The organism is Pantoea sp. X-Soil-ISGK-355, assembly GCF_059730805.1.
The window spans coordinates 206,363-228,790 of sequence record NZ_AP035972.1; the positions used below are offsets into that span (position 1 = coordinate 206,363).

General features: G+C 52.6%; 20 protein-coding genes and 4 pseudogenes. 18 read left to right on the forward strand and 6 right to left on the reverse strand.

Features of this window, described 5'->3' with window-relative positions; all coding sequences use genetic code 11:
- Positions 1 to 232 precede the first annotated feature (232 nt).
- The 3 genes from AC6I8J_RS19700 to AC6I8J_RS19710 all read left to right on the forward strand — a co-directional run bounded on the left by AC6I8J_RS19700 (position 233) and on the right by AC6I8J_RS19710 (position 4,312).
- Complete coding sequence (locus AC6I8J_RS19700; RefSeq protein ID WP_497825735.1) at positions 233 to 1,804, forward strand: methyl-accepting chemotaxis protein; 1,572 nt, start codon at positions 233 to 235, stop codon at positions 1,802 to 1,804.
- A gap of 416 nt (positions 1,805 to 2,220) precedes the next feature.
- Positions 2,221 to 2,769 carry a GNAT family N-acetyltransferase gene (locus AC6I8J_RS19705; protein ID WP_161736483.1) on the forward strand — a complete coding sequence of 183 codons (549 nt, stop codon included), beginning with the start codon at positions 2,221 to 2,223 and terminating at the stop codon, positions 2,767 to 2,769.
- Positions 2,770 to 2,887: 118 nt separating this feature from the next.
- Positions 2,888 to 4,312: an alpha,alpha-trehalose-phosphate synthase (UDP-forming) gene (locus tag AC6I8J_RS19710; protein WP_161736484.1), complete on the forward strand. Its 1,425-nt coding sequence runs from the start codon at positions 2,888 to 2,890 to the stop codon at positions 4,310 to 4,312.
- A 266-nt stretch (positions 4,313 to 4,578) separates the two neighbouring features.
- Here AC6I8J_RS19710 and AC6I8J_RS19715 read toward each other — a convergent pair whose 3' ends face one another.
- The gene (locus AC6I8J_RS19715) at positions 4,579 to 5,715 is read right to left on the reverse strand and encodes an MFS transporter (protein ID WP_237566754.1); all 1,137 of its coding nucleotides are present in this window, start codon (positions 5,713 to 5,715) and stop codon (positions 4,579 to 4,581) included.
- Positions 5,716 to 5,957: 242 nt separating this feature from the next.
- On the opposite strand from AC6I8J_RS19715, the gene AC6I8J_RS19720 reads away from it, so the two are divergent.
- A complete protein-coding gene (locus AC6I8J_RS19720; RefSeq protein WP_222925779.1) occupies positions 5,958 to 6,578 on the forward strand; it encodes a TetR/AcrR family transcriptional regulator in 621 nt (206 codons plus the stop codon).
- A 336-nt stretch (positions 6,579 to 6,914) separates the two neighbouring features.
- Here AC6I8J_RS19720 and AC6I8J_RS19725 read toward each other — a convergent pair whose 3' ends face one another.
- Positions 6,915 to 8,876, reverse strand: a complete 1,962-nt coding sequence (locus AC6I8J_RS19725) for a sigma-54-dependent Fis family transcriptional regulator (protein ID WP_497825736.1) — start codon at positions 8,874 to 8,876, stop codon at positions 6,915 to 6,917.
- Positions 8,877 to 9,061: 185 nt separating this feature from the next.
- Here AC6I8J_RS19725 and AC6I8J_RS19730 point away from each other — a divergent pair, with 185 nt between their 5' ends.
- From AC6I8J_RS19730 to AC6I8J_RS19745, 4 genes are all read left to right on the forward strand, one after another.
- A complete protein-coding gene (locus tag AC6I8J_RS19730) occupies positions 9,062 to 10,510 on the forward strand; it encodes a sugar porter family MFS transporter (RefSeq protein WP_497825737.1) in 1,449 nt (482 codons plus the stop codon).
- 12 nt (positions 10,511 to 10,522) lie between these two features.
- Positions 10,523 to 11,536 carry a Gfo/Idh/MocA family oxidoreductase gene (locus AC6I8J_RS19735; RefSeq protein ID WP_497825738.1) on the forward strand — a complete coding sequence of 338 codons (1,014 nt, stop codon included), beginning with the start codon at positions 10,523 to 10,525 and terminating at the stop codon, positions 11,534 to 11,536.
- Positions 11,536 to 12,315, forward strand: coding sequence for a TIM barrel protein (locus tag AC6I8J_RS19740; RefSeq protein ID WP_497825739.1), 780 nt, complete (start codon positions 11,536 to 11,538; stop codon positions 12,313 to 12,315). Before AC6I8J_RS19735 ends, AC6I8J_RS19740 begins: the two co-directional genes overlap by 1 nt.
- 87 nt (positions 12,316 to 12,402) lie before the next feature.
- On the forward strand, positions 12,403 to 13,326 hold the full coding sequence (locus AC6I8J_RS19745) for a substrate-binding domain-containing protein (protein WP_161736491.1): 924 nt from the start codon (positions 12,403 to 12,405) through the stop codon (positions 13,324 to 13,326).
- A 320-nt stretch (positions 13,327 to 13,646) separates the two neighbouring features.
- Here AC6I8J_RS19745 and AC6I8J_RS19750 read toward each other — a convergent pair whose 3' ends face one another.
- The gene (locus tag AC6I8J_RS19750; RefSeq protein ID WP_161736492.1) at positions 13,647 to 13,994 is read right to left on the reverse strand and encodes a hypothetical protein; all 348 of its coding nucleotides are present in this window, start codon (positions 13,992 to 13,994) and stop codon (positions 13,647 to 13,649) included.
- Between the two features lie 693 nt (positions 13,995 to 14,687).
- Here AC6I8J_RS19750 and cybB point away from each other — a divergent pair.
- Positions 14,688 to 15,212, forward strand: a complete 525-nt coding sequence (cybB, locus tag AC6I8J_RS19755; protein WP_222925784.1) for a cytochrome b561 — start codon at positions 14,688 to 14,690, stop codon at positions 15,210 to 15,212.
- A 124-nt stretch (positions 15,213 to 15,336) separates the two neighbouring features.
- Positions 15,337 to 15,648: pseudogene (locus AC6I8J_RS19760) on the forward strand (DUF3147 family protein).
- 93 nt (positions 15,649 to 15,741) lie between these two features.
- On the opposite strand, the gene AC6I8J_RS19765 reads toward AC6I8J_RS19760, so the two are convergent.
- On the reverse strand, positions 15,742 to 15,945 hold the full coding sequence (locus tag AC6I8J_RS19765) for a hypothetical protein (RefSeq protein WP_013196355.1): 204 nt from the start codon (positions 15,943 to 15,945) through the stop codon (positions 15,742 to 15,744).
- 302 nt (positions 15,946 to 16,247) lie between these two features.
- Here AC6I8J_RS19765 and AC6I8J_RS19770 point away from each other — a divergent pair.
- Positions 16,248 to 16,721 (forward strand): annotated as a pseudogene (locus AC6I8J_RS19770) (LysR family transcriptional regulator); the annotation flags it as partial.
- Here AC6I8J_RS19770 and AC6I8J_RS19775 read toward each other — a convergent pair.
- Positions 16,711 to 17,011: pseudogene (locus tag AC6I8J_RS19775) on the reverse strand (LysR family transcriptional regulator); the annotation flags it as partial. The pseudogenes AC6I8J_RS19770 and AC6I8J_RS19775 overlap by 11 nt on opposite strands.
- On the opposite strand from AC6I8J_RS19775, the gene AC6I8J_RS19780 reads away from it, so the two are divergent.
- The 3 genes and pseudogenes from AC6I8J_RS19780 to AC6I8J_RS19790 all read left to right on the forward strand — a co-directional run.
- Positions 17,010 to 17,495 carry a (R)-mandelonitrile lyase gene (locus AC6I8J_RS19780; protein ID WP_260058576.1) on the forward strand — a complete coding sequence of 162 codons (486 nt, stop codon included), beginning with the start codon at positions 17,010 to 17,012 and terminating at the stop codon, positions 17,493 to 17,495. The pseudogene AC6I8J_RS19775 and the gene AC6I8J_RS19780 sit on opposite strands and share 2 nt — an antisense overlap.
- Positions 17,464 to 17,862 carry a carboxymuconolactone decarboxylase family protein gene (locus tag AC6I8J_RS19785; RefSeq protein WP_260058574.1) on the forward strand — a complete coding sequence of 133 codons (399 nt, stop codon included), beginning with the start codon at positions 17,464 to 17,466 and terminating at the stop codon, positions 17,860 to 17,862. Before AC6I8J_RS19780 ends, AC6I8J_RS19785 begins: the two co-directional genes overlap by 32 nt.
- A 72-nt stretch (positions 17,863 to 17,934) precedes the next feature.
- Positions 17,935 to 18,051 (forward strand): annotated as a pseudogene (locus AC6I8J_RS19790) (alpha/beta hydrolase); the annotation flags it as partial.
- Between the two features lie 218 nt (positions 18,052 to 18,269).
- Here AC6I8J_RS19790 and AC6I8J_RS19795 read toward each other — a convergent pair.
- Positions 18,270 to 18,476 (reverse strand): TraR/DksA C4-type zinc finger protein, encoded by a 207-nt coding sequence (locus tag AC6I8J_RS19795; RefSeq protein WP_222925786.1) that lies wholly within the window; start codon positions 18,474 to 18,476, stop codon positions 18,270 to 18,272.
- A gap of 585 nt (positions 18,477 to 19,061) precedes the next feature.
- On the opposite strand from AC6I8J_RS19795, the gene AC6I8J_RS19800 reads away from it, so the two are divergent.
- From AC6I8J_RS19800 to fetB, 4 genes are all read left to right on the forward strand, one after another.
- The gene (locus AC6I8J_RS19800) at positions 19,062 to 19,721 is read left to right on the forward strand and encodes a DUF1345 domain-containing protein (RefSeq protein ID WP_161736497.1); all 660 of its coding nucleotides are present in this window, start codon (positions 19,062 to 19,064) and stop codon (positions 19,719 to 19,721) included.
- 188 nt (positions 19,722 to 19,909) lie between these two features.
- On the forward strand, positions 19,910 to 20,398 hold the full coding sequence (locus AC6I8J_RS19805) for a hypothetical protein (RefSeq protein WP_222925787.1): 489 nt from the start codon (positions 19,910 to 19,912) through the stop codon (positions 20,396 to 20,398).
- 260 nt (positions 20,399 to 20,658) lie between these two features.
- Entirely contained in the window at positions 20,659 to 21,327 is a 669-nt protein-coding gene (gene fetA / locus AC6I8J_RS19810; protein ID WP_222925788.1) for an iron efflux ABC transporter ATP-binding subunit FetA, read from the forward strand.
- Entirely contained in the window at positions 21,314 to 22,093 is a 780-nt protein-coding gene (gene fetB, locus AC6I8J_RS19815; protein ID WP_497825740.1) for an iron efflux ABC transporter permease subunit FetB, read from the forward strand. The genes fetA and fetB overlap by 14 nt, the downstream gene beginning before the upstream one ends.
- Positions 22,094 to 22,428 lie beyond the last annotated feature (335 nt).

Genomic DNA, 22,428 nt, shown 5'->3' on the forward strand with positions numbered 1-22,428 from the left:
GTAAAAAGAGGTGAAAGATCTTTCACATCTCTGGCGCTCAGTCTTACTAAAACTCACTCTCTTATGGCATCCCTCTTCTATTAATAGTCTCTTCCCCAGAAATTATTGCGCCTCGCATGCTTCCTTACTGCAATTTTCATGCTCGCTGCCGATAAAGACGGAAGGGACCAGCGAGCCACAGGTGCGGAACGTCGGTAATAACTTAATAAATCAGACGTCGGAGTGTTCAGCGATGAGCAACAAAAAAACAAAATTAAGCGTTATGCTCACCGCAGCATTTCTCACTGTCATCTTAGCGGGCGTTTTTGTAACAGGTTTTGCCGGGTTTAAACTTAATACCGCCAGCGAACAGCAGGCGTTGACCCGCGCGCGCCTTGGCGATCTTCAGGCACTTCAAACGCTAAAAGATAACCTGACTCAGCAGGCGCTTCTTTTAGTCTCTGCGGCTGCAGACACTCAGCCCCAGACAGAAGAAAAACTTAAAACGCAGTTTTTTGTCTTACAGACCACGAATGACAATACCACTGCGCATTTCCGGCAGCTGATCAACGGTGCTAAAAGCATTCCTGGAATTAATCTTGCTGAAGTTGAAGAGGCTTCCACGCAACTCAATAAAATTGAAGTAGCATCAGGTCCGCTTCGTCAGGCTGAGCAGAATGTGTTTACGCCAGATGCTATTGCGTTCCGGGATAAGCTTCGGAGCGAACTGATTCCTGCGCTTACTCAATATCGTATCGCAGTGGACGGAATGGTGAATTATCAGGCGCGGGTTACAGGTAAAACGGCGGAAACCTCAACGCAGGCGCTCTCGGGTGTTTATGTAACGCTGGCGTTTCTGACGACCCTGTTTGTCATTTTGGGGTTTGTGATGAGTGGCCTGATTACCCGCTGGCTCAAGGTTCAACTGGGTGGCGAACCTTCTCATGCGCAGGGCCTGGCCGCCGCGATTGCTGCAGGGGATCTGACAACGACGGTGACACTTCGTCAGGGGGATACCGTCAGCATGATGGCGTCCCTGGATAGCATGCAAAATAATCTGCGCAAGTTGGTCTCCCATATCAAAGACTCCTCCGCTTCGGTAGCCATGGCTGCTGATGAAATTTCCCAGGGCAATACCGAACTTTCCTCCCGTACAGAACAGCAGGCTGCCGCGTTACAGGAAACTGCCGCCAGTATCGAACAGCTCACCGTCACGGTAAAAAGCAATGCAGCGGGTGCGCAGCAGACTGCGGACTCTGCACGCGAAACCGCTACCCTGGCGCGGTCGGGCGAGCACGATATGCAGCGGATGTCAGAGACGATGAATGATATTTCCAAAAGCGCAGTGAAAGTCCGGGATATTACTGCCGTTATCGAAGGAATCGCCTTCCAGACCAATATTCTGGCGCTCAACGCTGCGGTAGAAGCCGCTCGTGCGGGCGAACAGGGGCGGGGTTTTGCCGTCGTTGCCGGTGAAGTCAGGACGCTTGCTCAGCGCAGCGCCACGGCTGCCAGAGATATCAAACATCTGATTGAAGAAGCCGTAGCACAGGTTGAAAGTGGTGTTGTTGTCGCAACCGGAACAGGCAAGAGCATCCTTGATATCAATGCTATGGTCGGAAAACTGGCCGACGCGATGGACAACATCTCACTTGCCTCAGCAGAGCAGATGCAGGGCATTTCTCAGGTCAGTATTGCGGTCAATGAGATGGATGGCGTCACGCAGAATAATGCTGCACTGGTTGAGGAATCCTCTTCGGCATCGCAGTCACTTTCAGCCCAGGCACATTCGTTACGTGAAGCAGTGAATGCCTTTCGTCTGTAAGCGTCATGGTTTGAGTGCACACTAATTAAAGCCCTCTGACCGAGGGCTTTTCTCCGTGAGCATATTCAGGGCCGCTCAGAGAACTAAGGATCACGGTTAAGTAGAGTTATGTTCCCCGACGCATTTCCGCCAGCAGCCATAGCCTGAAAGCCTTTAGCGCCTTTTGTTTATGCCCGTTTAAACAGGTTTCTCTGAACAATACTTTTGCTGAGAGAGGCAGATCCAGGCCAGTTTCCCGGTTAGCTCACCACCATCCAGCGCTGACTTTCACGCCGTACTCGCCCGCTAATGCCATGGCGGCAGTTGTTTTGCAGCGTTTTTACACTTCACCAGCCTCTTTTTACGCCATTTTTACGGGCCTCCCGGTTTAATTGACGGCACCGGGCGCTTGTGCGCCTCTTATCGGAAAGCCGTGAATGAAATGCATTAATAAGCCCTGGTCCATACCGGGCTGCCGCGAGGCGGCATTAGCCGATCTTGCTGAGCAGCAGCGCCTTCGCCTCATTTCGCCCCGCAAGTGGTTCCGGGATGCTATTGAGGCCAGTACCGATCCGTCACTGCTGAACTATCGTCTGGTTGCGCAATGGCTGGGCACAACGATACCCGACAGCCGCGCGCTGATTCTGGCCCTCAACAACAGCCTGTGCTTCGGGCTTTATCGTAATGGCCGACAAATCGGTTTTGCCCGGGTTGTAACTGACATGGCTGAAACCTGGGTAATCCGGAATCTGTTTATCTCGCCGGAGTATCGCTTTGTCGGGCTTGGATCCTGGCTGCTGCACTGCTGTGTTTCTCATCCGGGCACCAGAGGCTGCCGCCGTATTATTGCAATGGGTGAACCCGTGCCGGATTTTTTTGAGCGTAACGGATTCATCGCCTTTCCCTCACTGCCTGGCGTCTGGGTGACGACTCTGCACGATGGGATTAATGATTCAATCTGCGCCAGAAGCGCCAGCAGGCATTAAGCGGACAGGGCGCGCACTCATGAGCGGTTTTCTCCAGTTTATCCTCCGACCTCAGCTTAACAGCCGCAGGCTGCCAGGCTTGATCGCCTGTCCACAGCCTTCAATCAGGGAACACACCATGTCAGGCCTTATCCTTGTTTCTCATAATCAATCGCAACGCTCGACGCTTACTGCAGTTTATGACGGGATACTCTCCCGGCTGGGCGGCCTCTGGATTAGCTGGAATGGTGAAAGCACGGTTATCTCTCAGGATGCGTCAAGAGCCGATGTTGCGAAGCAGCACGATCGGTATGAAACCGTGACCTTCCCCTATACGCCGGGCGAGCTTAATGAGGGATACCATAATTACATTCATAAAGGGCTATGGCCTGTTTTCCACCAGCGTCCGGACATGGCCCGTTTTTCCACCAATGGTTTTCAGGAATATAAAAACATTAATAAAGCCTATGCGCGGGCCATCTGTGAAAATGCCACACCAGACGATGTTATCTGGATTCAGGATTATCACCTGCTGGGCTGTGCCCGCTACATCCGCGAAGAGGGCCTGCCCAATTCAGTCGGCATCTTTCTGCATCAGCCTTTCCCGGCTGGCAGAATGTTTGAAACCATACCCGAGTGGCGCTGGTTTACAGAGTCGCTGTTGTGTTGTGACCTGATTGGCTTTCAGACCGTGCAGGATATGAATAACTTCCTCGTCTGGCTGGAGAGCGAATTCCGGCTGGAATGGCTGGAAGCGCACAGCTTTCGCATTCATGGCCGGATCATCAACGTTGGTGTGTTCCCGGTCGGGATCGACCTCGACGATGTTGAGTCTCTGCGTGAGAGTAACAGCTGCGCCTATATGGAAATGCAGTGCCGCGAAAGTCTGCCCGAAAATAGCGTACTGAGCGGCGGCCATCTTGATGAGAGTTCAGGACTACCTTATCGAATCAGCACGCTGGAGGTGCTGCTGCGGAGGCATGATTGCTACCAGAAAAATATCACGCTGTTGCAGCTTGCGCCGCCAGCAGCCGGACACGCACATGATGCGTCACAACTCGGTCACGCTCTGGAAGCGCAATGTGGAGAACTCAATGGTGTGCATGGCACCATGAACTGGTATCCGGTGAACTATCTGACTCACGCTTACAGCCGGGAAGAGCAGGCCGGTATCTATCGTGCCTCACGCGTTGCGCTGGTTACGCCGCTCATGGCGGGCATGAGCCTGATGGCCAAAATGTACGTCGCGCTGCAGGACCCGAAAAATCCAGGGGTACTTATCCTGTCGCAGTTTGCCGGTGCCGCCGGGCAGATGGAAGGTGCCATCATCGTCAATCCTTATGATCCTGATGCCATGGCCAGTGCGGTCCATCGCGCCCTGCAGATGCCGTTACACGAACGGCGCTGTCTGCACGCCCGTCTGATGAAAGGCCTGCATATGCACAACAGCCATCACTGGGCTGCGTCATTTTTGCGGATGCTGAACAACGTGCCTGCTGACCCGGAAGCGTTGCCGCCGCCCGCGGCTTTTCCACGACTGAGTAGTAGCCGCGCGAGGTACTGAGTTGTCAGATTTCATAAAAACCAGCACTTCAGTAACCCGATCTTCGGACGTCAAAAAGTGAGCGTCACCGATGACAGCCAAAAGGTGATGTCCTTAGAACTTTTCCTGAAATAAAAGTGACCTGTTTTGTTAGTCCGTTTCAGGCAAGGTTCCTCATCGCAATGCGATGCAGGAACGCCATTTTGCTCAGCATCTTCAGGCGGACATCCGTGTCGCAGATTGCAAAGCAAATTAGAGAAATGTGTGGTTTCAGACAATTTACGTGGCTACGACTTCCCTGAACCGCCTCTGACGCCAGGCCTGAAGGCGTGCTTTTTCGCACGCCAGGCGATGACAAACGCAACAGCCATAAAGGCCAGAAGCGCCCAGGGGAATGACTCAGCACCGGCATTATTGAGCAGCAGCCCGCCAACGACCCCGCCGCTGGCAATGGCCAGATTCCATGCGGTAGTCACCATCGCCTGAACGACATCGACATAATTGCCCGCCGAGTCGGCAGCGGCCGTCTGCATCTGAGTTGACGCGCCGCCAAACGACCATCCCCAGACGATGACGGCCAGAAAGACGAGAACCTGTTGCCGCATGCCTGCGGCGAGCACCACAGAGACAACCGCCAGGGCCGCAAGGCTGAGCAGAACCAGATTGCGCAGATAGCGATCTACCAGCATTCCGGTAATCCAGATGCCGATAAGTGCCGCAATGCCAAAAACCAGCAGGATAAGTCCGACGTTTGCAGCCAGTCCCGACAGCTGCAGGAACGGGCCAATAAAGGTGTAAAGAATGTTGTGTGCCGTCATCCACAGAAAGATAACCGCCAGAACGGGTGTGACGCCGGGCATCAGGAAAACGTTCCACACAGGGAGGCCACGGCCTGACTGCTGCCCCGGCAGATCAGGAACCACGATCCATGTCCAGATAAACAGAATCACGGCCAGGGCTGCCATGATCCCAAAGGGCACTCTCCATCCTATCAGGCTGCCCAGCCATGCGCCTGCCGGCGTACCTAGCGACAGAGCCACCGGTATGCCAACCATAGCAATAGCCAGTGCGCGACCCTGTAACGCAGCAGGAACGAGGCGGCGTGCATAGCCTGCCAGGATCCCCCATGCCAGTCCGGCTGCCACACCCGACATAAAACGGGCCGCCATCGTCAGCCAGTAACTGGACGAAAGGGTGGTAATGGTGTTGAAAATCAGAAAGGTGCCGACGGCAAGCAGCAGAACTTTTTTACGCCGCCATGCACCGGTCAGCACTGTTAACGGGATCGCCGCAAGCAGCGATCCCAGCGCATAAATACTGACCAGCTGGCCCGCCATCACCTGAGTAACACCCAGGCCTTCGCCGATTTCCGGAAGCAGACCTGCCGGTAGTGTCTCTGTCAGGATGGCAATAAAGCCCGTCATGGCAAAGGCCAGCAGGGAAGCCAGAGGCAGACCCCGCTGGGGGGTGGTTTCATGGAATTCTGAAGTGGTGTGCACGTGAGCCCCTTTTTAAATCGTTGATAGCGTGAAAACCCTTGTGGCAGAAAATTTTCTGATTAATGTATCGATTGGTATATATCTGAAGCTATAGACCGGCCTGAGCCTTGTCAAGCACATATGTATCGATTAGTATTTAAATCTGACAGGTAAAAACAGGAGCGGATATGGCTCAGATGGGACGTCCACGGACATTTGATCGTGATGAGGCAATTCGTCAGGCGATGACCCTTTTCTGGCAGTATGGCTACGAGTCCACCTCGCTTGCCATGCTTAAGTCGAACCTCGGTAACGGTATTACCGCACCGAGTTTTTACGCTGCGTTTGGATCAAAAGAGGCGCTGTTTGAGGAGGTGGTTGAATGCTATGCGTCGACTTACGGCCAGGTTAACGATTGCCTGTGGGATGACACGTTTGAGCCTCGCGAAGCTGTCGAACTGGCATTGCGCCGTTCGGCAAAAATGCAGACAGAACCGGGGCATCCCAGCGGCTGCCTGATTGCGCTGTCCGTGAATACCTGTTCACCCGCTAATGATCACATCCGTGAAATTCTGACTGTGCAGCGCGAACGGACAAGGGCGGGATTTTTGCGATGTGTCACGAGAGCGAAAGAGGCGGGACAGCTGGCTGCCAGTACAGACGTGCGGGCGCTGGCGGTAACGCTCCACAGTTTTGAACTCGGCCTGTCAACGGAAGCCCGGGATGGGGCAAGCGGTAAAGAACTGGATGCGGCGGTATCCGCCGTGATGAAAGTCTGGGATGCGAATATCTCTGATGCTAAGAATTGATGAGTAAGATCGTTTTTAGCACGCAGCACGCGTGTAAAAGGTGCAGCTATACAGATGCGTAAAGCCGTTTCCCCCATCGACTTGATCTCCACTTCATTCCGATTATTGGCTATCTCGATGACCTGATCATCGTGCCATCAGGCATCATGCTGGTGGTGCATCTCATTCCAGCCGAAGTCACGCATGAGCATCGGGAAAGCGCAGTGCCGGCCAGCAGAGGTCCTGTCAGTCGCATAACGGCGGGAGTATTTATCGTGATTTGGGTGATTTGCGGCATTTTGCTGGCCAGCAGCGGGTACGATTTTATGCCGCTAATCAGTCAGGCCATTGCAGAGATTAAGGCATGTTTTTTCTGAAAGCACGGTAATCGATTTCCCAGCCATTCAGCTTGTTGTATAACGCTGTTCGTGAAATGCCCAGCAACTGGGCCGACTGACGCAGATTCCCGTGTTGATCACTTACAACCTGTAAAATATGCATACGCTCAAGATTTTGCAGTGAGGATGGCATATCTTCGGACACATCACTGGGTAAATTCTCCTGCAGCGATTCCGGCAAATCGGATCGGGTAATTTCAAATCCTTCACTCAGGTTAACGACACGCTCAATAACATTTTCGAGTTCGCGCACATTTCCAGGCCAATCCCAGGATTGCAGACATGTCATTGCCTCGGGCGCGACCACCGGTGGAATACGCTTCAGACGCGTGCAGAGTGCCTGAATGAAAATGTTCACCAGTTCCGGAATGTCTTCACGACGATCGCGCAATGGTGGGATTTCCAGTGAAATCACATTCAGACGATAATAGAGATCGCGCCGGAACGCGTTTTTCTCTACGGCTTCAGGTAAGTTGCAGTGGGTTGCTACGATAATGCGCACATTAACTTTCACCGGCTGCGCAGCGCCAATACGCAGCACTTCGCTCTCCTGTAAAACACGCAATAAGCTGGTTTGCGCTTCAAGTGGCATCTCACCAATCTCATCCAAAAAAAGGGTTCCGCCGTCAGCCAGTTCAAATTTGCCCGGTGAACCGCCACGACGTGAACCGGTAAAGGCGCCATCGGCATAGCCAAACAGCTCGCTTTGCACCAGATCACGCGGGAGTGCGCCGCAGTTCAGAGCGATAAAGGCTTCCTGATGGCGTGGACTCGCATTATGAATGGCCTGAGCAAACAACTCTTTACCGGTGCCGCTTTCGCCGCTGAGCAGCACTGTGCTGTCGGTACGGCTGCTGACGCGTGCCTTATGGATCGCCTGCTGCAGGCGTGATGAGTGGCCGCGGATCATTTCAAACGTGTAACTGGCGTTCACACCCATTACACGTCGTGTAATCGCGCGGATACGCTGATTTTCACGCAGTGACAGCACGCGTCCGCCATCCGGAGCGGGCATTAGCGATATCAGGCAGGAGAGGGGAGCGAGGCCTGCTGGCCTGAACTGCAGCTCAAGGTCATTACAGAAAGGCATGGTCAGCAGCGATCCGGCCTGCGGTCGCAGCAGTTCATCAATCGGAGTATCGCGTGGTTCCAGCCCGCTGAAAATCTGGCGCGCATAGCGGTTAAGCGTTTTGATGCGTCCCTGTTTATCACAGACAATAACGCCTTCATTCAGCGTCTCCAGAATGGACTGTTGTTCAGCCAGCAGGCGTCGTAACATCAGTTGCTGCCCGACAGCTTCCGCCGCCGCCTGAACCGTACCCAGCGTGTGGGCGTTAAAATTATCCGGCGTGGCGGTCAGGGTCAGCACACCAATCAACTCTCCATTTTCATTGCGGACCGGTGCCGCAGCGCACTGTCGGCGACGTTTGCGCAGATCAAACTTCCAGTTCTCACCGCTCAGCACGTACACCAGCCGCTGTTCAATGAGGCAGCGCGCGGTACAGTTAGTGCCCAATACCTCTTCACGCAGAATACTGCCGACCGGTGTCAGGTCGGCCCCGCAAAAATGGAGCGTTACCCCCTGTGCGTCGGTGAGGTTAATGTGCCCATCCGGATTATAGGCGAGCAAATTTTCCATGATGCTGCGCGCAACAAGAATCAGTTCTGCATTGTTTTCGAGAATTGCCGTCAGCTCACTGGCTGGCGGGGCGGTATAGATAAAGCAGTGCGGATCGATAGCGTACTGCTGCGAACGCTGCCAGGAATGCAGAATAGTTTGTCGCAGCGCAGGTGGCTGTTCGCCTTGAATGAAACGCTGCCAGCTCTGCCATAACAGCGCATCCCAGCTGTCAGCGTCTTCCCTGTCCGGCAGGCTGAAAATTGCTTCGCTCTCATCGCGTAATAACAGTTGCTGACTCACACGCCACCTCACGGGATCAAATGCCCATTTTATGGACATGTTAAGTTGACATGTAAATTTTGTTGCAAATTTGTGAGGTGGGGCTGTGGCAGCGCTCACAAAATTTCCCGGATTTCGGTTGGCATCACCTTTGCAACTGTGGATGCAGTTACCTGAACCAAACAAGCGAAGGAAAATAAGTTGTTATGTGCAAACATAATTTACGGCTGATTCTGTTTATCTGCGCCATTGCTTCACTCAGTGGCGTCATTCTGGGTTATGACGCTTCCGTTATCTCCGGCGTTATCGAGCCGCTGACAGAACATCTGTACTTAACCCCGTGGGAGAGTGGCTGGGCAGTATCGAATGTCATTACTGGCTGCATCGTTGGCGCATGGGGCGCGGGCTTCATTTCAGATCGTATTGGCCGCAAATCAACACTGATCCTCACCGCCATACTTTTTTTGCTCTTCGCAGTAGGTGCTGCGCTGGCGAGTTCTCTGACCGGGTTTGTTCTCTGGCGGCTGACAGGTGGGCTGGCAGTCGGGATGGCATCAGCGATTACGCCGCTTTATATCGCGAAGGTTTCACCGAAAGACTGGCGGGGCCGCATGCTCGGCCTGCAGCAGATGCTGATGGTCGGTGGACAGGTAACGGTCTATATCGTGAATTACCTGATTGCACGCGGTATGCCGCATCAGTGGATTGTCAGTGAAGGCTGGCGCTGGATGCTGGCCTCCGGCGTGGTGCCCTGTGCGCTATTCCTGCTGCTGGTGCCATTTATGCCGGAGTCGCCGCGCTGGCTGGCGCTGAACGGTAAAAAAGATCGCGCCCTCGACGTGCTGACCCGTCTTTCAAATGCCCGGCACGCCGAGCGACTGTTACAGGAGATCCTGACGTCACATCAGCATGACAACGCCCGGGCCAGCCAGCCCGGCATTCTGCGGGATGCACGGGCACGCTATATCCTGCTGATTGGCTGTGCCATTGCCATTTTGCAGCAGATCTCCGGTATCAACATCCTGCTCTATTACGCGCCGTCACTCTTACAAAACATCACCGGCAGTACCCAGTCTTCCCTGTTTCACAGCATTTTCCCTGGACTTGCGCTGCTGGCTGGTGTGGCCGTTTGTCTGAGTACCATCGATCGTCTGGGCCGGACGCTGCTGCTGCGCTGGGGGGCACTGGGATGTGTGCTCTCTATGGTCTTCACCGCCTGGGCATTTATCGCCGATGCTGGAGGGATGTTGCCAGTGATGGGGCTGTTAGCCTTTGTGCTGATATTTGGCCTTTCATGGAGCCTGGGTGCCTGGCTGCTGATCTCTGAAATCTTTCCTAATCGTATCCGCGCCGTAGCGATGGGCTTTGCGTTTGCCTCAATGTACGTCGCGAATTTTATCGTTACGCAAAGCTTCCCGATGATGAACCGCAGCCGGGTGCTGATGGAACACTTTCATGGTGCCTTCCCGCTGATGCTGTGTGCGGTGGGATGCCTTATCGCGTTCTGGTTTATCCGTCGTTTTTTACCGGAAACCCGCGGCGTTTCGCTTGAGCATATTGAGCCGCTGATGCTCTCCAAATCCCGTCGTTTCGCCGCTGATGCGCAACGATCTCATCAACACCCGTCCTCGCCCGCCTGGGCTAAAGCAAAATAATAAGGAGTTTATATGAACCATCAAACAGTGCGCGTGGGTTTAATTGGCGCAGGTCGCATGGGCAGCTTCCATGCGGAAAATCTGGCCTGGCGTGTACCTGGCGCTACTCTTGCAGCTGTAGCCGATCCGTTTCCTGGCGCGGCGGAAAAGCTCGCCAGCCGGCTAGGAATCAACAAAGCCTACAGCGATCTGCATGCGCTGCTGCAGGATGATGAAATTGACGCCATTGCGATTGCGGCGCCGGCCAGGACGCATGCTGAGTGGGTGATTGCGGCGGCCAATGCCGGCAAACATGTGTTCTGTGAAAAGCCGATGGCTGTCACGCTGGAGGAGGCCGATCGCGCTATCGCGGCGGCAAAACAGGCCAGCGTGGTGTTACAGGTAGGCTTTAATCGCCGCTTTGATTCCGGCTTTGCTGCGGCGATTGCGGCGGTGAAAAACGGCGAGAATGGTACGACGCAGCTCAGCCGATCGGTAACCCGTGACCCGGGCCTGAACGATCCCGCCCCGATTCCGCAGTGGACAATTTTCCTTGAAACCCTCATTCACGATTTTGACACCCTGCTGCACTTCAATCACGGCGCGAAGCCGGTTGAAGTCTATGCGCTGGCCGATGCACTGGTGCGGCCAGACTTTAAAGATAAAGGCCTGCTGGATACCTCGGTTGTCACTATTCGCTTCGACAACGGCGCCATCGCGATTGCTGAGGCAAACTTTCAGGCGGTGTACGGCTACGACGTGCGTGGCGAGGTTTTTGGCAGCAAAGGCATGCTTCAGGCGGGCCACATCAATGCCAATCACTGCGTGCGTTATACCGCCAGCGGAATTTCGGTCGATACGTCAAGACTGGATTCAGATCTGCTGCGCGAAGCGTACGTGGCAGAAATGAGTGAGTTTGCTCACTGTATCCGCAGCGGTGAAACGCCCCGCGCCACCGGCGAAGACGCGCGAAACGCGCTGGAAATCGCGCTGGCCTGTATCGAATCTGTGCAGCGCAACCTGCCGGTTAAGCTGGGAGCTCGCTGATGGCCGTTTATCAACTTTCCGTATGCGCTGAAATGGTATTTCTGGAACTGCCGTTTGTTGAGCGCGTAAAACGCATTCACGAACTGGGTTTTGGCGTCGAAATCTGGGGATGGGCCAGCAAGGATATCGATGCGCTGGTCGCGACCGGTGCGCGCTTTACCTCTATGACCGGTTATCTGAGCGGTAATCTGACGGATGAGACGGAAATCCAGCAACTGCTGCAAAGCGCTGAAGCGTCGCTGGCCGTAGCTGCACGTCTCGGCTGTCCGGTACTGAATCTGCATGGCACCGGGCTTGACGATCGCGGTCTGCCGGTAAAACCCGTGACAACGGTAACCGGCGCAATGTGGCTGAAGGCCGCCGATACGCTGCGGCAGGTTGCGCTTCTTGGCGAACGAGCCGGACGGGTTTTCACACTCGAGAACCTTAACCTGCCGGTCGATCATCCAGGCACACCCTTTGCCCTGGCGTCTGAGACGCTGGCGCTGGTCGAGGCGGTCAATAGCCCGGCGCTGAAGATGAATCTGGATCTCTACCATGCGCAAATTGGCGAAGGCAATCTGATTGAACTGCTGCGGCGCTGCGGTTCCGCCATCGGAGAAATTCAGGTTGCCGATGTACCTGGCCGCCAGCAGCCGGGCACCGGGGAGATCAATTACCGTACTATCGCCCGAACGCTGCAGGAGATGGGTTACAGCGGCACAGTGGCTATGGAGGGCTGGGCCAGTGGCGATAGTACAGCGGCTATCCAGCAGTTCCGCGATCACTTTACGTTGTAAGCGCAGTGCGTCGGATATCTGCCTGTTGCCCGACGCAAAATAAAGTTAATGAAAACAATAACAACCTCAACCCTACAGGAACACACTATGAACATCAGAAACCTCCTTCTTTGCCTATGCGTCCTGCTGTTTAGTGTCAGTGGCAACGCCAAAACCCTTACCGTTGGCGTCGCACTGGCTAACTTCGACCTTAACTTTGTCTCTATACTTCGTACCCGCATGCAACAGGAGCTGAAAGCCAGCCAGCTCAACAGCCAGTTTGTCGATGCCAAAGGTGATGTCGCGCTGCAGGTGCAGCAGGTAGATGACTTTATCAACCAGGGCGTAGACGCCATTATTCTTAATCCGGTCGATACCCAGGGCGTCTTGCCGATGATTAATGCGGCAAAAAAGGCCGGTATTCCGCTGGTTTTTGTGAACCGAAAACCGGAAGTGAAATTGCCCGAAAACATGGCGTATGTCGGCTCTGATTCGGCGCTGGGCGGCGAAATGCAGATGGAAGCACTGGCAAAAAAAATGAACTACACAGGCAATGTGGCCATTCTTATGGGGGCGCTGTCGAATGAAGAGGCTCGGGAACGTACCCGCGCGGTAGAAGCCGTTATCAGCAAATATAAGAACATGAAAGTCATTGAGAAGCAGACGGCGAAATGGCAGCGCAATGAAGCGGTAGATGTCGTGTCAGGCTGGCTGCTGAATCAGCGTCCGATTGATGCCATCGCCGCAAATAACGATGAGATGGCAATCGGTGCCATCATGGCGTTAAGCCAGGCGAAGAATGAAAAAATTCTCGTGGCCGGTATCGACGGAACACCGGACGGTCAGCAGTTCATTAAAAACGGCAAGATGGCGCTGACTATTTTTCAGGATGCCAGAGGCCAGGCCACAGGTGCGGTCCAGGTGACCAAAGCGCTGCTGGATAAGAAGAAAGTTGAGACGCTTAACTGGGTGCCTTATCAGCTGATTACACCCGAAAATTACCTGACGTTTTCTGCTGAGCATGCCGGGTAGTTTTTCATCCAACGTAGCTGTACACCTTTGGTGCTGACGAGAACTTAATCACTCTTTATAACCAAAAATCATGATGCGCGCGAGTTCAGAACGCTTTCAGTAAAATGGGGGAAAACGGATTGTAATAAGCGCGCATATAGTCTTTGTTTGCGGTTCCCGTATTTATTTGCACTTATTTATCTCTGATAGCATTGCTGATCAGATTTGGTCCTCTATGAATATTTCCCACAGTGCTTCAACAGCCCAGGACATTCTTGCCGCGTGTCTGAACAGCCTGAGCTCCAGGGGAACTCAACGCGCGCGCTCCTTATTAGCCTGATTTACAATCCCACCAGCGTAATATGTTTTTTCAGTGTCAGCGCTTTATATAACGCGTTCGCCAGGCTGCCTGACGCTATTTCAGGGTGAGCACCGTCTGAATCGGTCCAGAATGATTTAATACGCAGTAGGGTATTAATGCTGGTGACGCGCTCCATCTCAAGCACAGCCAGCACAGGGTAGCGCATTTCGCCAAGTTGCTCTGTTGTATCTGCCTCGATCACCGCGGCGCGGGACGCCTGACTATCAAAGATAACGTGGCATCGTGCGCCGTTCAGGTTGAGTATGTCGATAACTTCGTAAAGGCACTCAACAGCCTCTGCACTGTAGGTTGCGGGTACGTTAAACATAGCAAATCCCTCTGACGCAAAATGTCGTGAGCAGCCAGCATAGGCGAACTCTAATGAGAGGAGAAGTTACTGTTTTTGCATGAGAAATGTAGAGTTCTAAGGTTACGGTAACGCGCGTTATTTTTACTCTTATTTACGCTGGTACTAAAGTTAAGCGAGGCGCAAGCGGGTCATGGCGGCAGGGCGCGGATTTGACTTAAAGAAACATTCGCACAGGGCGGGCTAATCGTTCCAGTGCGGAGTGTATTTATGGCGGCACGCAGCGCGTCAGCTGCATGCTTTCGCCATTTTACAGGATGAACATCAGGTTAAGTTTAAGATTTATCGCTGTGTTAAATCATAAACTTCTTATACCCGCAGCGCTGAATGTTAAAGGCGTAATGAACTAAAAAGCCTGATTAGCCTTAGGGATTAACGGGATATTCATACGCATGAATTTGCTCAGTGGGTCTGCAGGACAAGAGGAAATCGAATGCTGAGCGCCGCAGGCAATATGTCAGCGGCAGGCACTTTTAACCACAGGCTATCTCTGTGGCACGTAGCTGATCCTGCGTTGCGTTTGAGGCAGATTGATCCTTATCAGCCTGTATCATTAAGCCGTGTGGCCTGTCATAACGCGCCAGTAATCGCCTAATAAAGATTTAATAATTAGCTGGTATAGTGACGCAAAAAAATAGTGACGGAAGTTTATCTATGCTGAAGAAATACCGGGGTTCGCAAATTCTTTTCCACTGGCTGACGGTTTTACTGATTATCGTCGCCTATGCCACCATCGAACTGCGCTGGATGGCAGAGAAGGGAACCTGGCAGCGAAATGCAGTGATGATCACCCACTTTTCCGCAGGCTTCTGTGTCATGATCCTGATGATAGCCCGCCTCTGGCTGCGTACCCGTGCTGTAACGCCGCCGATTACGCCGCCCGTGGCACGCTGGCAGATCGGTCTTTCACATCTGGTGCACACACTGATTTATGCGCTGTTTGTGGTCTTACCGATTCTCGGGCTGAGCTCGCGTTACCTGCGTGGCAAAGAGTGGGCCCTGTTTGGGATCAATATGCCTGTGGCGACATCGCCCGATCCCGCCACGGCCAGTATGCTGATTGGCTGGCACGAGACTCTTGCCCCGCTGGGATACTGGTTAATCGGTCTGCATGCGCTGGCGGCGCTGTTCCATCACTATTTTCTGAAAGATGACACGCTGCGCAGGATGATGCCGTAACTGCGTCTGCTGACATCCCGGAGCGGGACGATTGTAAACGGTCCGGCACTCAGGTGTCGGATGAACAGGAATATTGAGAACAATCAGGCTCTGGCTGATATCGAAATATGCTATCACGGCTTTTATGGTCGTGCTGATTTCAGAAGCGGCTAAACGTAGCGATCGCCTGGGCGGCTTACTTGCGGCCTGACCTCTGGTTACCGTGCTGGTGCTTATCTGGATGAAGGTACAAGGACAGACGCAGGCAAAAATTAGTGCTCATGCCTGGTACACCTTCTGGTACGTGGTGCCGACACTGCCCATGTTTATTCTGTTCCCTTTTCTCTATCAGCGCACCGGCTTCTGGCTGACGCTGCTCATCTCCTGCGCTATCACTCTCCTGCTTTTCGCACTCTGGGCTTTGCTTCTGAAACGCTTTGGTATCGTGCTGATGTAGCGCTAAAGCCGCTAAGGTAAGCAAGTCGTCCTTATTCCATGCAAGCAGGCTAAAAACCGCCTCAGAGGGCGGTTAATAGCGTCTCACCGTGCGCTAAGCGGGCCGGACTCTGGCCTTTGTTGGATGCCCGTCACGCCCGTCATCATGGGTGTGGTCCGGGTCAGGCTCAATGATAACAATATAATCTTTGCCAACCCCGTCACGCGTTAACGTCACTAAATCGCCGGCAACAGGTTTGGAATCAAAATCATGTTCCTCTTCGACGCCAGTATCTTCAAATATCACACCGAATTTCATATTTCCGTCCTCTTTGTGATGAGTCGCGCCGTTAACTCGGTTTTATGCTGACGCTTACCTATTGAATTCTAGCCTGGACTGAAAATGCCACTGAGCTCATTGGATTAGCGTGTCGCGATCTGGAATGTAAAAACGGGCGGGAGTCAGGAGACGCAAGGCCACCCGACGGTCACGTTATGCCGTCATTAATGCCAGGGGCTTCGCGATTTTTCACTGTGGCTGGTTTGCCTGACTCTCTTTATGATGGATTTCTCCCGGGTGATTATCGGGAAAGATCAATGACTTAGGGAAGTACTCTTGCTATGACCTTATTAAATGACCTCAATCTGCGTCAGCTGGAAGTCTTCCCGGCCGTAATTTCTGCGGACAGCGTCACTGCGGCGGCCAAAGCACGGAACCGCTCGCAGCCCGCCGTCTCTCGCCTGATTCAGGAATTAGAGCAGTCGCTGGGTTATCCGCTGTTTATTCGCAATGGCCCGCGTATCCATCCGTCAGAAGAGGCGTTGCAACTGCATCAGTATGTGCAGAAATCGCGGCTGTCATTGCACCAGATTCGCTTACGCGCACAGGCGATCGCGCATCAGCAGCATCGTCCACTCAGCATTGCTGCGACGCCCGCACTGGCTGCTGGTTTATTGCCGCAGGCACTGGCTGCGCTGAATGTGCAGAATAAAGTACAAATCATCAGTGAATCCGCCGTACAGACGGCGCATGCGGTGATCACCGCAGAGGCTGTCATCAGATTATGCAGCTCGCTGCTGGAGCATCACGCGGTCGGATGCCGGCATCAAACTGCTGCCACAATATCCGTCAGCGAATAATCGACACTCAGTTCTATCTGAATGTCCGGAAAGCGTTTCAGCAGAGGCTTTAGTCGGGGCCAGAGAATGGAATCAATAGCGTGATCGTGCGCGGTCAGGATTTGAGCTGTCATTGTTGCATGCCCTGCACATAAGCATTCAGTTTTACCTGGCTTATCAACCAATCCTGCCAGGCCTACACTTAAAAAGTGCCGGGCGTGATGTCCGCGTCCGGCTTTTCCAGCTCTGGAAAACGGATCCTGCATGAAGAGACTTGCCGTTGCTGCAGTGTCCCTGGCACTGTCTGTTTCAGTCACCTACGCAAAGGAGATCACCCCGATGATTACGATTATGCAAAGCGGAGCAAAACCCTCCGTAAAAGGTTCGCCAGACTATTTCACCGGAACGGTTCGTATCGATTCCCCTTTTCAGGGCACTGAGCCTGCGCGTATCGGCGGGGCTACCGTGACGTTCGAGCCTTCTGCCCGCACGGCCTGGCATACGCATCCGCTTGGTCAGACGCTGATCGTGACGGCTGGTGCTGGCCTGGTGCAGGAGTGGGGTGGTCCCGTGCGTGAAATCCGGCCCGGCGACGTGGTGTGGATACCGACCGGCGTTAAGCACTGGCACGGGGCCGCACCGGAGACTGCCATGACCCATATTGCCATCGCCGAAGCCCAGGACGGCAAGGGCGTTGACTGGATGGAGCAGGTCACGGATGAGCAGTACGCCTCAGCAGACAGGTCATGAACGTAACCTGATGAAACGGGGTCTCTGCTCCGTTGTCGTGCTGTGCGCTGCGCTGGCTGGAAAGGCGGTCAGCGGCCCCCTGTTCGGGTTTGCTCCGGCTGCCGACGCGTATCTGAAGACGTATCTTTTCGGTGATATTTTCAATCGCAACAACCTGGACTTGAAAAGCCGCGAGCTGGCTACCGTAGGGATGCTGGCCGCCATGTCCGGCACTGAGCCGCAGCTGAAAGCGCACCTGAATATGAGCATGAATGTCGGAGTCACGCCGTCTCAGCTTGCTGAACTGGTGGCTTTCTTTATGGAGAATGACGAGCAGGCAAGCGCTGACCGGCTGCAGGCCGCTCTCGATTCAGTCCCTGCCGGTTGAGTTCTTCCGTGTTACAGACATTTTGTTTTTGTCCGGATCCCCGGCCGGAAAGTGTTACAGGCGGTGTTACGCAGGCCAAAAGAACTGCTGATCGTGAAGGATGCAACGCATGTCGATTTATACGATCGTATGGGTAAAATTCCATTTGCGAAGATGACCGACTTCTTCAATCAATACCTGAGTAAGTAATCAGTGAGGCATGCAGTGTCTGCATGCCTTCACCACCGGGAATTAGCATCAACACCGGTCTCTTTTCTGCCCTCTGAAAAGGTCCTGCCGACAGTTACGGCAAAAACATGCAGCCTGACATAACAACGATGACCTTACGGATAACGGGCAAGGCACCCTGTCGGGTTAAGGACAGAGATGTGATCAGTGCTAATTTGAGCATGTCTCACTCAGGAATATCAGCTAATACGCTGACTCTGCTCACGGCGATACTTATGATAATCCTCGTCGCATTCAGCTGAGCAAAAAGCCGTTTCGGCCACGACAGCTTCATCTTTGCACCAGACGCATAAACCGTTGGGACTTATAAGTTTGGTCTTACGGGCTGCCAGAGAAGCGGCGAGATGCGCTTCTTCGCGCTCCTGGGCCAGATCAACATCATCCATAAAATTTCAGAGCCTCATCAACTTTCAAGGATTAAAACACAAACCGTTATGTACAGAGAACGCGTTTGTGTAAACGAATACGTAATTATACAGCAAATCAGACTCATACTTAATCACAGCGCTATATTTCCAACATCTTACACTGACTTTCAGAATTATCAGGAAACAGTACGCCTGAGCCCGCCATTTCTTACTTACTTCCATTAGAGGAAAATATTAATAGCTTCTGCTGAGACAGCTGGCTTCACAGAAATAATGTTTCAGAGATGACTGTTAAAGCATTCAGTATTTTATTTGCGAGTTGACTCACTGATTCCGGATTATTAATTGTTGTGTAACTATGCAAATAGCCTGAAAGAGTCGCTTAAAAAGCGCGTCAGAGACAACGCTATAATTTGTTGATTTCAGCATCAGGTGACGACTGTCTGCATTACACCTTGCGCTGACCTGTTTGACACTTTTCATGATTCAGCATTGAACCCACACCGGTACATTAAAAGTGTAAGAATTAATGCTTAGTGCAGGATTTTCACCTGATTTTAACTACAGTTGTTATCACTCCGATTAAACCACCATGGTTTTACGATGCCGACATCTTTAACCTCCACGCTTTATGCTCGTTTGAGACTGCTGATCTCCATCACTGCCGGACTGATCTGTTATTTTCTGCTCTCTGATCATCCCGGGCAGATGCAGCGGTTACTGATTAGCTGGAATGTCTGGGCCTGGCTCTATCTTGGTATTCTCTGGTTTCGCATGCTGCGTACCGATGCAACGGGCATCAGGCGCATTGCTCAACAGCAGGATCAGAGTGCTGCACTGGTGCTGGGCATTGTGATCGTGGCCTGTATCGTCAGCATTGTGGCCATACTGAGTGAACTCCCCACGCTTAAAGGTCTCACCGGTACGCCGAGACTGCTGCATTTATTGCTGACGGCACTGACGCTGATTGCATCCTGGGCCATGTTACCCAGCGCCTTTGCGATGCATTATGCCCATCAGCACTATCTTTACCGGGATAACAGCGTGAGTCCGCTGAGATTTCCGGATAAAACAAAAAATCCTGGCTACTGGGATTTTCTCTACTTTTCATTCACCATTGCGGTTGCCTCGCAAACGGCGGACGTCGCCACCGGAACAACAGAGATGCGTAAGCTGACGTTATTGCAGTCTGTTATCTCATTTATTTTTAACCTGGCTATTTTGGGTTTATCGGTCAATGTCGGTGCCAGTTTGCTTAATTAGGCTGTTGTCATCAATCGACAGCCGGGCAACGTTTATCCGACGTGAGCTTCTGAAATAATCTGGTCACCTGTCGTGATTATAACAATGTGTAATAAGGTGTTAGCTGCCTCTTCACCAGACACCCGCTGCCGTGTAAGTTCGTGGGTGATTTACGCTATTGGCCCCCAAATCCGATAAGGAGAAATAGAGTGAAAGCCACCGCCATGATCACTACAAGCCTGTTAATGCTGATGAGCAGTGCTCACGCTAAAGGTCTGACGACATCAGCAGAAGGTAACAAGCTTTCCGTCAGCTTTGGTCAGCCCACCATCAAACAGGTTCTGCACTATCGAAAAATGTATGACAAAAAACCATTTCCGGATGCGGAGATTTATTACTACGATAACGGCACCTATAAGATCATTTCTCAGGGTGAAAACCATTACGGCGTTTATGTCATGCAGGGCAGGTTTGAGGATGAAACCTTCACCGTACGCTTTATCTCACTGCCTTCATCCGACTGGGGCAATAAAACGGCCTTTCACCAGTTAACCTTTATCAGAAATGAAAAGCAGAACGTTTTTATTCAGAACGCGATTGTGGATACCGGCGAGGCTATCGCGCAGCAGAACGGCACCTATACGCAGGAAAAAAACAGCGTAACCAATCCGGTTTCAACAAGCTGGGAAAAAAAATAAGTCTCGCCTGGCAGGTCTGTCACGCTTCCAGTTTTGACCGGCTGCAGCCGGGCCGGTCACAATTGTTCTCAAAAGATGAACAGCCGCAGCGTAATGCCCTATGCTTTTCCTCTCAGTAGATGCCCCTGATGCGCTATTCCGGTTGTGTTTAAGGGCAGGGAAGTACACTACCGGTAATCAGTCTGTGAGTCATAACGCCCGCTTTTTACGGATACTAAACTCCAGTCATTCTGAATTTTGTCAGGCCCCGAGGCGTAAATATGGACAGAGCTTTGCCCCTGCTGGCTGTGCAGGATGTGACTTTTTCGGTCGGGGACCGCCAGTTACTGCGACCGGTATCTTTGCAGTTAAATCAGGGCGGTTATGTGTTACTGACCGGTCCATCCGGCAGCGGAAAAAGCACGCTTCTGAAAATCCTTGCTTCACTTATTACCCCAACGACAGGTCAAATCCTTTTCAGGAACAGTGACATCACCACGCTAAAAGCCGAGACCTATCGTCAGCAGGTTTCGTACTGTTTTCAGACGCCACAACTGTTCGGCCAGACAGTTTATGACAATCTTGCGCTGCCCTGGGAGATTCGCCGTCAGAATCCACAGCGGGACAAGCTCGTTGCTGCGCTGGAAAGCGTTAAACTTTCTCCTGACATGCTGGAAAAATCGGTTGAACAACTTTCAGGCGGAGAAAAGCAGCGTGTCGGACTGCTCCGCAATCTGCAGTTTATGCCTGACGTACTGTTACTGGATGAAGTGACCAGCGCCCTTGATGAGGAGAACAGGCTGGCTGTACTTTCACTGATTAACCGGATCGTAGCTGAAGAAAAGGTGGCCGTGGTACGGATCAGTCATGATGTCAGCGATATTCAGCAGGCCGGGCACGTGCTGCGCCTTGAACCGTCAGAGAAGGAAAACGAGCGTGAATCAGCATAATATCAGTGACACTTCGCTGTTGCTGTCACTGACGCTGGTCGTCATCGCGCTGTTGATCAGCCAGAAAGAAAAACTTGGCATGGGCAAAGATATTGTCTGGAGTGTTTGTCGGGCGATTGTTCAGCTGGTCATCGTCGGCTTTGTGCTGAAGTGGATTTTTGATGTCAATAACCGCTGGCTGACAGTATTGATGGTGCTGTTTATCTGCGTGAATGCCGCGATTAACGCCCGCAAACGCAGTCAGAATATTGATAACGCGTTTGCGATAGCGCTTGTTTCAATCTTCAGCGGCACCGTCATAACACTGACGATTCTGGTACTGAGCGGCGCGATAGCGTTTGTGCCGATGCAGGTCATTCCCATTACAGGCATGATCGCCGGGAATGCCATGGTTGCAGTGGGGCTCTGTTTCAGCAACCTGAATCAGCGCTTCAGTGACAACCACCAGAAAATTATGGAGATGTTGAGCCTGGGTGCATCGGTGAAGCTCGCCTCAGGCCGGATTATTGCTGACAGCATTCGCACAGCGATGATCCCGACAGTGGATGCAGCCAAAACCGTCGGACTGGTCAGCCTGCCCGGCATGATGTCCGGACTGATTTTCGCCGGAATCGATCCGCTCAAGGCGATTAAGTATCAGATTATGGTGACGTTCATGCTGATAGGCACCGCCAGCCTGTCAACCATCATCGCCGTCTGGTTATCCTATCGACGTTTCTATAATGCCAGGGCGCAGCTGAAGATATCGGGTACAAAGCAGAATTAATCGTGCTGATGGCTGTGGTAAATATTGCAGTCATTGAATACATCATTTTTTAAAATCAGAATTAAACATTTAAGCGTGCGGATGTGATCAGGACTATGGGAGATATTGGTTGCCTCCGTTTACCCGATTAAGATTGCTTTTATAAAGGAAAGGGATTCTCCCGAAATGCTGAACTAATCGCGCTGGGTCAGCCATTGAAATTAGTTACATCATATATAATGCCGTGCTTTCAGGAGCGTTCCAGGCGGCTATATCGCCTGGAAGTAAGTCAGACGTCTGTAAACAGGGTTTAGCAGCCTGCCAAATTTAGTACTGTAGTGAAAATTATCTGGCCC